A 13,255-nucleotide genomic window follows, 5' to 3' on the forward strand; every position below is an offset into this window, starting at 1 on the left:
GCTCAGGCTCCCTGAGGATTATTGTTGTGATGAGTTGGCGCCGGAGTCTCCCGGCAGGCTATCAACGGGTCAACTATCTGGCGACTGCCGCCGTCGGTGAGACCCAAATCGGTTAGATGCGGCCCGGCATTACAGGCGAGGCAGGTGCCTTCAATCGCCTTAAATACCCGGTATGGCGGCTCCCAGTCGGCGACTTTACTGCTTAAATCTCGCAGCTCGCGGAACTGCCGCGCCAGCTCGGCGGCGGGAAGATCGGAGAGCATACCGGCAATCGGCATCGCCACATGGGCCAGGATCTCGCCCTGTTGCGCCAGCGCCATTCCGCCGCCGGAAGCGATCAGCTGATTTGCCGCTAAGGCCATATCATGAGCATCGCGCCCGAGCACGACCAGGTTATGTGAGTCATGCGAGTAGCTGGTGGCAATGGCGCCGCGCAGCTCCCCCCAGCCTTCAAGCAGGGCGATTTGCGGCGTTGCCTGATGGCGGCCGTGGCGGTGCTTAACCCAAATCAGGCTAAAGCCCGCGGGCAGTTGTACTTCTCCGTCGCGGATCTGTACTTCCACTTCTCCCCATTTCGTGAAGCGCGCGCCGCTGATGTGGCGCAGGCGGGCGACGCCATGGCGAATGCCCTTAATTCGCAGAATAAAGTCTTCAGCGGCGAGGGGCGCTAACTGCAAAGTATCACGCGGCGGCGTCACGCCGGGCGCGGCGGCAAGCGGTGTTAGCAGGTGACCGTTATGAGCGATAAGTTTGCCGCCGACATAGACCTCCTGAGCCTCGAGTTTCTCCAGCGAATCAAACACCACCAGATCCGCGCGTCGTCCCGCGGCAATTAGCCCAAGATCGTTGCGCTGCAGGCGAATAGCGGCATTAAGGGTGGCGAAACGTAGCACATCGACCGTTGGCAAACCGTGTTCAATCAACAGGTTGAGCAGGGCGATAATGCCGCCTTTCTCCAGCAGCATATCCGGCGGTACGTCATCGGTGCAGACGGTGATTTGCGAGGAGAGATGCGGCAGCGTTTTTAACGCCGTAACGATCTCGGGCAATAGATAGGGGTGCGAGCCGCGAATTTCGATAGTCAACCCGGCGCGCAGTTTTTCCAGCGCATCGGCCGCTGAAGTCAGTTCATGATCGGAGGTGACGCCGGCGGCGAGATATGCCTGTAAATCGGCGCCGCTGAGCCCACGGGCATGGCCCTCAATCAGTTTGCCGCTGTTAAGCCCGGCCTGGACAATCTCCTGCATCCGTTCGCTACCGTTCAGCACGCCATGCATATCCATCACTTCCGCCACGCCGCGAACTTCCGGCCAGCCGAGCATGGTTTCCATTTCAGCGCCGGCGAAATCAGCGCCGGACATTTCGAGACCTGGCGTAGAGGGGACGCTGGATGGCGCGGCCACCATCACCTGTAACGGCAGGTGGCGACTGGCATCAACCGCGTAGCGCACGCCATCGACGCCGAGCACGTTGGCCAGCTCATGCGGATCCCAGAACACCGCGGTGGTACCCTGCGTCAGGACGATTTCGGCATAACGCTCGGGCGGCAGATGCGAACTTTCAAGATGTACATGGGTGTCCATCAAGCCGGGCGACAGATAGCCGCCTTGCAGCGAGCGCACTTCATGGGCGTCGGCGCGGCTGCCGCGCGGATGTACGCTGGCAATCATTTCACCAACGATACCGACGTCAGCGTCGCGGATTTCGCCAGTGGCCATATCGACGATCTGCGTATCGATAAGCAACAGATCAAACGGGGATTCGCCGCGCGCGGCCTGTACGGCGCGACGACGTGCTTCAGCATTGCTGGACATAACAACTCCACCACAAGGATAATGCGGATACTCTAGGGGCACAGCAAACGTTTGCCCAGATGAATAAATTTATCGCCCGATAAGCTCGGGTTATTCTGTATGACCACCGGTAGCGAACCTGACAATGAACGAACCCTGGCAACGTCTGCCCGCGCTCTCGCTGAAGCAACTGCAGTATTTTGTGACCCTGGCTCAGTTGCGCCATTTTACCGATACCGCCAATCGGCTGGCGATTAGCCAACCGGCGCTCAGCAGCGCGCTGCGGCAGATTGAAACCGTGATCGGCGGCAAGCTGGTCAATCGTACCGCCTCGGCGGTCACTCTGACGGAACTGGGGGCGGCGATTTTACCCCATGCCCAGCGGATACTGAGCGTGGCCCAGGCATCCTTTTTTGATATGCAACAGATCGTGGAAGCAGGCGGCGATGGCACGGTGCGTATCGGGCTGGTACCGTCGGTGAGTTCGCTGCTGTTTCCGCTGCTACCGCAGACTCTGGCGCAGGCCTTTCCGCGTCTGCGCATCGAATTTCATGACCAGACCAACGATGCGTTAATGCGGGCGCTGCAAAGCGGTGAGATTGATTTTGGTATCGGCGCGATCGACAGTTCGCTACCAGTTGAGCTAGTGGTTTATCCGCTGCGCGAGGATCCTTTCGTGGCGGTGCTGCACCGCGACGATCCGCTGGCTGCGCAGCCAAATTTACCGTGGAAACAGTTGGTGGGTCGTGATATTGCCGTTTTTTCAAAGGGGAATATCCAGCGGCTGGTGTCGGCGCTGGTGGAAAGCCAGCGTTTGACCTTAACGACGCGTTACCAGGTAGACTATATCGAAACCCTTTATGGACTGGTGCGTTCGCGGCTGGCGGTGGCTATTCTCCCGGCGCTCTATACGACTTATCTGCACGATCCGGCGTTAAAGGTGGCGCAACTGCAGCAGCCGGCGCTGACGCGGACGGTGGCTCTGATGCGTGGGCCGCAGGCGCTACCGCCATCAATCGAAGAGTGTTTTTCTCTGTTACAGTCCGCATTGCGCTAGGGTAGGTGTTTTATGAGTACGTCCACTGTCAAATGGTTGATGTACTCCAGCGAGTGCGAGGACAGCATCCCCAGCAGCCGGTTATGGTGTCCGGCGATAATTAAATCGATATGGCGTTGTCGTACGCACTCTTCGACATCAGCAAAACGGCGGGTTGTCACCAGCGATAGCGTCTGTACCGGCAGGGCGACGGTCGTCGCCAGCTCGTTGAGCAGGGCTTTGGCCTGAATGACCTCTTGCGATACTTCATCATTCTGCAGGCTGTCGGATACGTAATTAAGCGCCCGGTAGTCGGTGCTGATGTGGGCGATGGTAATCCGCATCCCGTTTTCCTGCGCCATCCTGACGGCGTGTTGTAGCAACGGAACACCATCAAGGCTGCTATTAATCAGTACCAGCGCATGGTGATAAACGGTCATATATACCTCCGCGCAATAAAACAGTCCTGAACTCATTTTGGGCCTGCGGCGAGGGGAACGCAAATCAGAACATGCGAGGCGAATGGATAAAAAAATCCCCCGCGGCCTACCAGGGCGCGAGGGAGATTCAGCGATTATCGCTTACGGGGTGACAATGTTGAACCAGAATTCAAATTTGTCCATGTAGCTCAGCATTTCATCGAGCTTAGCGCTATTGCCGCTAATCTTGACGTCGCCCTTGTCTTCAGCCTGCTTCAGCGTTTCCTGTTTCAAAATGATCTTGTTCAGGGTATCGCGATTCAGGGTAATGCTGGCGTCGGCATCGTCCGCTACCGCATTCGCGGTGTGGTTAAGTACGCCATTTTCCAGTTCCAGCTTGTACTTACCGCCGTCTTTACCGAGATCGATGTTGAAGACCGCTTTTGCCGCGCCGGCTTTATGGCCGTTGATATGTACGCCCAGGTAGTCGAAGAACATTTCTGGGGTCATCGCGCGCACGGTATCCGGGCTGGCGGTGTTAGGCGTCGGGAGTTTCTGTACGCCGTTACGCAGTTCCTGCGCGCCGGTCAGGTAGAAGTTGCGCCAGGTACCGGCTTCCGCCTGGTAACCTAACTGCTCCAGGGCATCCGCTTCGAGGTTACGCGCATCGGCATTCTGCGGGTCGGCGAAGACGATTTTACTGGTCACCTGTGCGACCCAGCGGTAGTTCCCCTGCTGATAGTCGGCTTTGGCTTTCTGCATGATGGCATCGGCGCCGCCCATGTATTCAACGAACTTCTTCGCAGCCTGTTGCGGCGGCAGCTCGTCGAGGGTTGCCGGGTTGCCATCGAACCAGCCGAGGTAGTAAACGTAGGTCGCTTTCACGTCGTGGCTGACGGAGCCGTAATAACCGCGGCTCGACCACTGTTTCTCCAGCGATTCCGGCAGCTTGAAGTTAGCGGCGATTTCATCGCGGGTCAGCCCTTCGTTGGCCATACGCAGGGTCTGGTCGTTGATGTAACGGTACATGTCGCGCTGGCCTTTCATCAGCTTGATAATGTTGTCGTTACCCCAGGTCGGCCAGTGGTGCTGGGCGATAATGACTTCAGCATCGTTGCCCCAGCGGTCGATCGCGGCGTTAATATATTTTGACCACGCCAGCGGATCGCGGATCTTCGCGCCGCGCAGCGAGTAAGTGTTGTGCAGGGTATGGGTAACATCCTCTGCCGCTTCAATCATTTTCTTCTCTTTGACATACCACAGCATTTCCGACGGCGCTTCGGAACCCGGCGCCATCATGAAGTCGTAGGTCAGGCCATCAATCACTTCCTGCTGGCCGGTTTTAGTGATGTAGTTGGTCGGCTGGAGCAGCGTCACGGTACCCGCCGAGGTGGTGGTGCCAAGACCAGCGCCGACCTGGCCTTTGGCGTCAGGCTTCAGCAGGTTGCCGTACATATAGCTGGCGCGACGGCTCATCGCGGTACCGGCCATAATGTTCTCGGAAACCGCTTCTTCCATGAATCCTGCCGGGGCGTAGATTTTTACTTTGCCGGCCTTCACGTCGGCTTCATCAACCACGCCACGAATGCCGCCGTAGTGGTCAACATGGCTGTGGGTGAACAGGACGGCGACGACCGGCTTTTTACCACGGTTGGCGTAGTAGAGATCCATCGCTTCTTTCGCCGGCTCGGCGCTCAGCAGCGGGTCGATAACGGTGATCCCTTTTTCACCTTCGATGATGGTCATGTTGGAGAGATCGAGATTACGGATCTGATAAACCCCGTCGGTGACTTTGAACAGGCCGCCGATATTAATCAGCTGCGACTGGCGCCACAGGCTTGGGTTAACGGTATCCGGGGCTTTTTCACCTTCTTTGACGAAGTCATATTTTGCCGGGTCCCAGATAACGTTGCCTTGCTCGCCTTTAATCATGGTCTGCGGTAGCGCGGCGATAAAGCCTTTATGCGCGTTATCGAAATCAGTTTTATCGGCAAACGGCAGTTTATTGTACAGCGCGTTATTTGCCTGCTGAGTTGCCGGAGTGGCGTCCTGCTGCTGAGCAGCTGCGAAGGCGGAAAGCGACAGCGAAGTTAAAACACCGGCCAGAGCCAGATGTTTAGCGATCTGATTTAATTTCATTGCATGGCCTCTTAGATTATTTGTTCCGCTATCAATGTTTAATATCAGCGGATAATTCAAATGCGGACTAATTACTGGCCATTTTAAAGCGAATACTTTGCGTTGATAGTCCCATATGGGACTGGTCATTAGTGAGAAAATAATCATCTCGAATCCGCCATCACTTCGCTGCTATACTCGATACCACGGCAGACGGCGCAGCAAGGGGCATAGCGTGAATTTTCAGGATATCCATAGCTATTATCAACAACTCAACATTGATGCCTTTTTTCCGCAAATAATGGCACAAGGGGAGACCCTGACGGTTGCGGCAAATAAAAAATTAGCAATTCAGCCTGGATATATTTATTTTTGCGCTGAAGGTTCGCTATCAATATTAATGCCGGAGAACGGCCTTCATATTGGTAATTCCATTGAGTATATGCCGATTGGGCTTATGGAAAGATATTGCCCGCTGGCGAAGTTTGAATATATCGGCAGCGCGGCGGTGAAGCTGGTTAAAGTCACTTATGAGATCTTTGACCAAATCTTTTTACACGGCGGTCCTGAACGCGTGCAGGAGCTGGCGACCATTCTTACCTATATGTCGATTTTTACTATCGATCTTCATAACGAACGCCGGCAGATGACCAGCTACCAGACTATCAGACCGATGCTGTTTCGCTATCTCTATCGCCAGAGTACCCATCAGGGGGAAAACGAAGGCCTGGCGCTGTTTATTATTAAGCGCACTAATCTGTCGCGCACGCATGTTTTTCGGGTGCTGGCGGATCTGAAAGCCGGGGGCTATATCACGATGAAGCGCGGCAAACTGGTTTCCATCGACCGACCATTGCCGGAAGCTTACTAGCAAAGAGGGAAAACTCCCGCGACCGAGCGCCGCGGGAGCAGGGTATTATGGCGTAACGATGTCGAACCAGAATTCGAACTTGTCCATATAGCCCAGCATTTCATTGAGCTTATCGGCGTTACCGGTGATTTTCGCGTCGCCGTTATCGACGGCCTGCTTCAGCGTCTCCTCTTTGAGGATGATCTTATTCAGGGTGGCGCGGTTGAGGGCAACAGTGGTATCGGCATCTTTCGCTTCCGCGTTGGCGGTATGGTTCAGTACGCCGTTTTCCAGCTCCAGCTTATACTTGCCGCCGTCGCTGCCGAGATCGATATTAAAGACCGATTTCGCGTTACCCGCTTTCTCGCCATTGATATGTACCGCCAGATAGTCGAAGAACATTTCCGGGGTCATCGCGCGCACGGTATCCGGGCTGGCGGTGTTCGGGGTTGGCCCTTTCACCACGCCGTTACGCAGTTCCTGCGCGCCGGTGAGGTAGAAGTTACGCCACGGGCCGGATTCCGCCTGGTAGCCTAACTGTTCAAGGGCATCAGCTTCCAGATTACGTGCATCCTGGTTTTTCGGATCGGCGAAGACGATTTTGCTGACGACCTGGGCTACCCAGCGGTAGTTACCCTGGTCGTAATCCTCTTTCGCTTTCTTCATGATGGCATCGGCGCCGCCCATGTAATCGACGAATTTCTTCGCCGCTTCTTCCGGCGGCAGTTCGTCGAGGGTGGCCGGGTTGCCGTCGAACCAGCCGAGATACAGCACGTAGGTGGCTTTCACGTCGTGGCTAACAGAGCCGTAATAACCGCGGTTAGCCCAAGTGTTGGCAAGGCTATCCGGTAGTTTGAATTTAGCGGCGATTTCATCGCGAGTCAGCCCTTCGTTAGCCATACGCAGAGTCTGGTCGTTAATGTAACGATACAGGTCACGCTGGCTCTTCAGCAGGTTGACTACGTTTTCGTTGCCCCAGGTCGGCCAGTGGTGCTGAGCCATAATAATCTCGGCCTTGTCGCCCCAGCGTACAATCGCTTCGTTGATGTACTTCGACCACGGTAGCGGTTCGCGGATTTTCGCGCCGCGCAGTGAATAGGTATTGTGCAGGGTGTGTGTCACGTCTTCCGCGGATTCAATCAGTTTTTTCTCTTCGATGAACCACAGCATTTCCGACGGCGCTTCCGAACCTGGCGCCAGCATGAAGTCATAGGTCAGACCGTCAATGACTTCTTTCTGCCCGTCTTTTTCAATGATATTGGTTGGGGCAATCAGGGTCACGGTACCCGCCGAGGTGGTGGTGCCAAGGCCGGCGCCCACCTGTCCGGTGGCCGATGGTTTCAGCAGGTTGCCGTACATGTAGCTGGCGCGGCGGCTCATGACATTACCAGCCATGATGTTTTCTGCCACGGCCGCTTCCATAAAGCCGGACGGTGCGTAAATTTTTACTTTGCCGGATTTCACATCCGCTTCATCAACCACGCCGCGCACGCCGCCGTAGTGGTCAACGTGGCTGTGGGTGTAGATAACGGCGACAACGGGTTTCTTACCGCGGTTTTTGTAATACAGATCCATGCCCACTTTTGCGGTTTCCGCTGATACCAGCGGGTCAACGACGGTAATGCCTTCTTTACCTTCGATGATGGTCATGTTGGAAAGGTCCAGATTTCGGATCTGGTAGACGCCGTCGGTCACCTCAAACAGACCGCTGATGTTAATCAGCTGCGACTGGCGCCACAGGCTCGGGTTGACGGTATCCGGGGCTTTTTCACCTTCTTTAATGAAAGAGTACTGCTGCGGGTCCCACACGACATTACCCTGTTCGCCTTTAATCACTTCGGTCGGTAGTGCGGCAATAAAACCTTTATGAGCATTGGTAAAATCGGTGTTGTCGGAGAAGGGGAGTTGGTTGTAGAGGGCGTCGTTGGCTTGTTTGGTGGCGGCGGTCGCTTCTTTTGCCGCGACTTCCGCCCATGCTGACAAGCTAATCGATGATAGCAAGCCGGCAATGGCTAATCCTTTCACTATAGGGGTCAATTTCATTGGAATCCTCTTACCTTAATGGCGATTCACTCGTTAATTCCGATCTGACATGGTGTTACAACTTGTAACGCTTCTTTGAACTATAACCAATTGTTTACATTGAGCAAGTTAATGATTACAAAAAAATACATTAGTTAAAAAACTACTCTCTCGTAGGTAAAATGAGATTTATCCAATGGGATTAATGCCGCTTATTTAGCGCGGCGTTTGACGTGTCTGCTACTGCGGGGAAGGGGGAAAAAGCAGCCCTTAGGCCGCTTTTAAATTAACAAGGAAGAGACGCTATTTGGCGTAGCCTAAAAATTTACCGTCCTGCATGACGGCAATTTTTCCGGATTGGTAGACAATAAAAACGTATAAACCCTGCGAATAGGTTTTCGCGTCAGCATTGCTTTCGTCTAAGGCCGCGGGTTTGCCATCAACTGTCAGCCCGGTTGAGTTTGTGACCAGCTTCATGCCATTGAAGACTTTAACTTTTTTGCTGGACTGCGCTTTCTGCACGGGATATAAAGCCTGCGCATTTTCCAGCGCCTGTTTCTCCGCTGCGGCGTTCACCGCAGCCTGTTTGTTTTGTTCCGCAATATAACAGGCATCTTTACTGATCCCCTGTGCTTCGCACTCGGCCATACGCTGCGCCGGTGAACTGCAACCGGTCGCGATGGCTGCGCTGAGTACCAGCAGCAGCATAGAAACGTGTTTCACTTTCATCATTAACGACCTTAGTGTCGAAATTATTTTTAACATGTTATGCAACAAACTAACTGCAGCGGCGACTACTGCGGTTACTGTGTTCGCTTAGTTCGTGACGCGTAGTAACTATGTCGTATGGTTATTAAGTGAATTGTGATCTAAATCAACCTCCGCACGGATAGCTAAAATTTTGTGTAATCGCTTACATGGCGCAGGAAAAAGGGGCGTCTCTGTGGCAAAAGTACAAGGATGATACAACGACGCGTAATGACGGTATGCAAATCAGCCATTATGATGGCGCTTTCTGCAAGGATCATAAGGGATTATGAAGTGGATACTGTTGAGGAAATAAATGGAACATACTTTTTTGCGGGGCGTTCAAACCTTACCGCCTCAGAACTATTTTTCATGATCTTTGTCTTCAATACTGCTGATCAATTTGGTATCAAAGATGTTGCCTCTGTATATGCACTGTATGCGGGTATAAATGATCAGGCGACACGGGCTAAACCCGGATCGGCAATTCCTGGAACATCCAGACTATCGAAAGGTGCCAGACGAGTATTTGGCAATAGAATGTTCCCATTTGGGTTAAAAATGCCTACATGGATTGGCGGTTATACTCCATGGACTGTAAAAAGGAGGATGGTGAGGAAAATTGGAACGTGGGTGGGACGGACTATTCCCCTCATTGGTGAAGTGATCATTGTGGCTGATGTATCGCAGATCATTTACAACACGATCATTGAATACAATACCATCGCGCGGGGCAACGATAAGCTATGGTAGAAGATATCGAAAAACGCGTCATCAAGTTGTTCACTATTCGTAGTGGGACCTATATCCTCAGGAACAAGAAATACGCTACATACACGGCAGACTCGAGCATTCATTTTGATGTCCAGTTAGATCAAGATGACGTTGAAGAGTTAGTTGAAGACTATGCAAAAGAGTTCAACGTCGACATGTCGAATTTCCATCTTGAAACGTACTATCCCGAAGTCAATTTTTCATGGAATCCATTTAAAAAGCCTGAACCAGTAGATGTTCCAGAGTTCACCATTGATATGTTTATCCAGTCAGCCAAAGCCGGGAGATGGCTGTACGATTAAGGGACATATCGCCGGGAGACATACCGCTTTTACCGTTTACAAGCCTTACCGCTGGCATTACTATCCTGATTAGAGATTAACGGAACGTTAGTCGCCATTTTTGTACCAAATGACTCGGGGTGCCCTTCTTTGTGAAGGCTGAGAAATACCCGTACCACCTGATCTGGATAATGCCAGCGTAGGGAAGTCAGAGACCGCATGGTCTGCGCTGCTTCCTCATCTGGCGGGAGCAAACCATGCATCAACCGCTAAACCCGGCGCATATCGCGCACCTACAACAGCTTTTCCGCACCTCTTCGCCGCTTGTTCACTGTATGACCAATGATGTGGTCCAGACTTTCACTGCCAACGTGCTGCTGGCTATCGGCGCCTCGCCGGCGATGGTGATTGACCCTACGGAAGCCGCGCAGTTTGCCGCCATCGCCGATGCGCTATTGATTAACGTCGGGACCTTAACCGTTGAGCGCGCCAACGCGATGCGCGCGGCGGCGCAGAGCGCCCGGCAGGCTGGAAAACCCTGGACGCTGGATCCGGTTGCCGTCGGCGCGCTGACGTTGCGTACCGATTTTTGCCATGAGCTACTGGAACTGCGGCCTGCGGCGATTCGCGGCAACGCCTCGGAAATCATGGCGGTGGCGGGGAGCAGCGGCGGCGGGCGCGGCGTCGATACCACCGACAGCGCGGCCGCCGCGTTACCCGCCGCCCAGGCGCTGGCTCGTAAGCTTAATACCGTGGTCGCGGTGACGGGCGAGGTGGATTACATCAGCGACGGCGAGCGCACGCTTACCGTGAGCGGCGGTGATGTCTTGATGACGCGGGTGGTCGGGACCGGCTGCGCGTTATCCGCAGTTGTGGCGGCAAGCGCCGCGATGCCCGGCGATCGGCTGCAAAACGTGGCTGCCGCCTGCGGCCTGCTGAAAATGGCGGGAGGTGAAGCGGCGCGACACGGCGGCCCCGGCAGTTTTATCCCGGCATTCCTCGACGCGTTATACGCGGGGGTGTCGGCATGAAGCGGATTAACGCCTTAACCATCGCCGGCACCGACCCCAGCGGCGGCGCCGGGATCCAGGCCGACCTCAAAACATTTTCCGCGCTCGGCGCTTACGGCTGCTCGGTCATCACCGCGCTGGTGGCGCAGAATACTCGCGGCGTGCAGTCGGTGTATCGTATCGAACCTGACTTCGTGGCGGCGCAGCTGGATTCGGTGTTTAGCGATGTGCGAATCGATACCACGAAAATCGGCATGCTGGCGGAAACCGATATCGTTGAAGCGGTGGCGGAGCGTCTTGCTCGCTACCAGATTGCCAACGTGGTGCTGGATACCGTGATGCTGGCGAAAAGCGGCGATCCGCTGTTATCCCATTCAGCCATTGCGACGCTGCGTCAGCGCCTGCTGCCCCACGTTTCACTGATCACCCCGAATTTGCCGGAGGCCGCGGCGCTGCTCGATGCGCCGCATGCGCAAAGCGAGCGCGAGATGTTGGAGCAAGGCAGGGCGCTATTGGCGTTAGGCTGCGGGGCGGTATTAATGAAAGGCGGACATCTGGACGACGCCGAAAGCCCGGACTGGTTGTTCACCCGTGAAGGGGAACAGCGCTTTACCGCGCCGCGCGTGCTGACCAAAAACACCCACGGTACCGGCTGTACGTTATCTGCCGCGCTGGCGGCGCTGCGTCCGCGCTATGCCGATTGGGGACAAACGGTCGCCGAAGCGAAGGGCTGGCTGTCGGCGGCGCTGGCGCAGGCCGATTCGCTGGAAGTGGGGCACGGTATCGGCCCGGTGCATCATTTCCACGCCTGGTGGTAAATGGCAGTGAAACGAGACAGCAGAATCTACTGAAAAAACGCGCTCCCGGCTGGAAAATATGCTAACTCGGTACCAGGCTTAACCTGCCCATAATTTTTGGGTTGGGATAAAACATGCTGGCTGCGGCCAGCACTTACGGGAGATAGCTATGACTGATATTACGCAGTTGCTTGGCAAAGATGCCGACAGCCTTTTACAGCACCGTTGTATGACTATTCCAGCCGACCAACTCTATTTACCGGGAGCGGATTACGTCGACCGGGTGATGGTGGATAACAACCGCCCGCCTGCGGTGCTGCGTAATATGCAGACCCTCTACAATACCGGGCGCCTGGCGGGAACGGGGTACCTTTCCATTCTGCCGGTCGACCAGGGCGTAGAGCACTCGGCGGGCGCGTCGTTCGCCGCCAACCCGCTCTACTTCGATCCGAAGAATATCGTGGAACTCGCCATCGAAGCCGGCTGTAACTGCGTGGCTTCTACCTATGGCGTACTGGCCTCGGTATCGCGCCGCTACGCGCACCGCATTCCATTCCTCGTCAAGCTCAACCATAACGAAACGCTGAGCTACCCGACCGAGTATGACCAAACCCTGTACGCCAGCGTCGAACAGGCGTTCAACATGGGCGCGGTTGCGGTTGGCGCGACGATCTATTTTGGCTCCGAACAGTCGCGTCGGCAGATTGAAGAGATCTCCGCCGCCTTTGAACGCGCGCACGAGCTCGGCCTGGTCACCGTGCTGTGGGCCTATCTGCGCAACCCGGCATTCAAAAAAGATGGCGTCGATTACCACGTTTCCGCTGACCTGACCGGCCAGGCAAACCATCTGGCCGCCACCATTGGCGCTGATATCGTGAAGCAGAAAATGGCCGAGAATAATGGCGGCTATAAGGCGGTGAACTTCGGTTATACCGACGATCGCGTCTACAGCAAGTTGACCAGCGATAACCCGATCGATCTGGTGCGCTATCAGCTGGCGAACTGCTATATGGGCCGCGCCGGGTTGATTAACTCCGGCGGCGCGGCGGGCGGCGAAACCGATCTCGCCGATGCGGTGCGCACGGCGGTGATCAATAAACGCGCCGGCGGCATGGGGTTGATCCTCGGTCGTAAAGCCTTTAAGAAATCGATGAGCGAAGGCGTGAAGCTGATCAATGCGGTGCAGGATGTCTATCTGGACGGCAAAGTCACCATCGCGTAAGGCAAAAATCCGGGCGCGAGGCCCGGATTGACTATTTTACTTACCCCGGTCTCCGGGGTTTTTTTATGATTTTACTGCGCTGACGTTCAGCGGTTCAGCCGCTTCGCTGGTAGCAAAACCGGGCTGCTCAACGCGAATAAACGGGCACAGACAAAACGCCAGCAGATAGAGCGCGGTATAAGCCAC

Annotated in this window: 13 protein-coding genes and 1 riboswitch; of the genes, 7 read left to right on the forward strand and 6 right to left on the reverse strand. The window is 55.0% G+C overall.

Translation table 11 applies throughout. From position 1 onward, the window contains the following. Positions 1 to 2: 2 nt before the first annotated feature. Positions 3 to 1,814 (reverse strand): adenine deaminase, encoded by a 1,812-nt coding sequence (locus ACSEMK_RS08705; protein ID WP_213794403.1) that lies wholly within the window; start codon positions 1,812 to 1,814, stop codon positions 3 to 5. Between the two features lie 124 nt (positions 1,815 to 1,938). On the opposite strand from ACSEMK_RS08705, the gene ACSEMK_RS08710 reads away from it, so the two are divergent. Continuing rightward, a complete protein-coding gene (locus ACSEMK_RS08710; RefSeq protein WP_430914779.1) occupies positions 1,939 to 2,850 on the forward strand; it encodes a LysR family transcriptional regulator in 912 nt (303 codons plus the stop codon). On the opposite strand, the gene ACSEMK_RS08715 is transcribed toward ACSEMK_RS08710, so the two are convergent. Then, a complete protein-coding gene (locus tag ACSEMK_RS08715; RefSeq protein WP_430914780.1) occupies positions 2,847 to 3,269 on the reverse strand; it encodes a universal stress protein in 423 nt (140 codons plus the stop codon). The two genes, ACSEMK_RS08710 and ACSEMK_RS08715, sit on opposite strands and share 4 nt — an antisense overlap. Positions 3,270 to 3,410: 141 nt before the next feature. Next, the gene (locus ACSEMK_RS08720) at positions 3,411 to 5,387 is read right to left on the reverse strand and encodes an alkyl/aryl-sulfatase (protein ID WP_430914781.1); all 1,977 of its coding nucleotides are present in this window, start codon (positions 5,385 to 5,387) and stop codon (positions 3,411 to 3,413) included. A gap of 214 nt (positions 5,388 to 5,601) precedes the next feature. Here ACSEMK_RS08720 and ACSEMK_RS08725 point away from each other — a divergent pair, with 214 nt between their 5' ends. Then, positions 5,602 to 6,237 (forward strand): helix-turn-helix domain-containing protein, encoded by a 636-nt coding sequence (locus tag ACSEMK_RS08725; protein WP_113374383.1) that lies wholly within the window; start codon positions 5,602 to 5,604, stop codon positions 6,235 to 6,237. Between the two features lie 45 nt (positions 6,238 to 6,282). Here ACSEMK_RS08725 and ACSEMK_RS08730 read toward each other — a convergent pair whose 3' ends face one another. Further along, the gene (locus tag ACSEMK_RS08730) at positions 6,283 to 8,259 is read right to left on the reverse strand and encodes an alkyl/aryl-sulfatase (RefSeq protein ID WP_113374384.1); all 1,977 of its coding nucleotides are present in this window, start codon (positions 8,257 to 8,259) and stop codon (positions 6,283 to 6,285) included. Between the two features lie 282 nt (positions 8,260 to 8,541). Beyond that, the gene (locus ACSEMK_RS08735) at positions 8,542 to 8,967 is read right to left on the reverse strand and encodes a hypothetical protein (RefSeq protein WP_087860192.1); all 426 of its coding nucleotides are present in this window, start codon (positions 8,965 to 8,967) and stop codon (positions 8,542 to 8,544) included. 312 nt (positions 8,968 to 9,279) lie between these two features. On the opposite strand from ACSEMK_RS08735, the gene ACSEMK_RS08740 reads away from it, so the two are divergent. The 5 genes from ACSEMK_RS08740 (at position 9,280) to fbaB (ending at position 13,069) form a co-directional block, all read left to right on the forward strand. Then, entirely contained in the window at positions 9,280 to 9,738 is a 459-nt protein-coding gene (locus ACSEMK_RS08740) for an STM2901 family protein (RefSeq protein ID WP_087860204.1), read from the forward strand. Further along, positions 9,732 to 10,061 carry a DUF1493 family protein gene (locus tag ACSEMK_RS08745; RefSeq protein ID WP_032714951.1) on the forward strand — a complete coding sequence of 110 codons (330 nt, stop codon included), beginning with the start codon at positions 9,732 to 9,734 and terminating at the stop codon, positions 10,059 to 10,061. Before ACSEMK_RS08740 ends, ACSEMK_RS08745 begins: the two co-directional genes overlap by 7 nt. 105 nt (positions 10,062 to 10,166) lie before the next feature. Beyond that, positions 10,167 to 10,263: riboswitch (TPP riboswitch) on the forward strand. Between the two features lie 34 nt (positions 10,264 to 10,297). Further along, a complete protein-coding gene (thiM, locus tag ACSEMK_RS08750; RefSeq protein ID WP_430914782.1) occupies positions 10,298 to 11,071 on the forward strand; it encodes a hydroxyethylthiazole kinase in 774 nt (257 codons plus the stop codon). Then, the gene (gene thiD / locus ACSEMK_RS08755; protein ID WP_087860194.1) at positions 11,068 to 11,868 is read left to right on the forward strand and encodes a bifunctional hydroxymethylpyrimidine kinase/phosphomethylpyrimidine kinase; all 801 of its coding nucleotides are present in this window, start codon (positions 11,068 to 11,070) and stop codon (positions 11,866 to 11,868) included. The genes thiM and thiD overlap by 4 nt, the downstream gene beginning before the upstream one ends. A 148-nt stretch (positions 11,869 to 12,016) precedes the next feature. Next, the gene (gene fbaB, locus ACSEMK_RS08760) at positions 12,017 to 13,069 is read left to right on the forward strand and encodes a class I fructose-bisphosphate aldolase (protein ID WP_015365768.1); all 1,053 of its coding nucleotides are present in this window, start codon (positions 12,017 to 12,019) and stop codon (positions 13,067 to 13,069) included. A 63-nt stretch (positions 13,070 to 13,132) separates the two neighbouring features. Here the strand turns inward: fbaB and ACSEMK_RS08765 are convergent. Then, positions 13,133 to 13,255: hypothetical protein (locus ACSEMK_RS08765; RefSeq protein ID WP_435336368.1), on the reverse strand; the 123-nt coding region annotated here is incomplete at its 5' end.

The sequence above is a fragment of the Klebsiella sp. K-3 genome (genome assembly GCF_051207495.1).
Lineage (GTDB): Bacteria > Pseudomonadota > Gammaproteobacteria > Enterobacterales > Enterobacteriaceae > Klebsiella > Klebsiella aerogenes.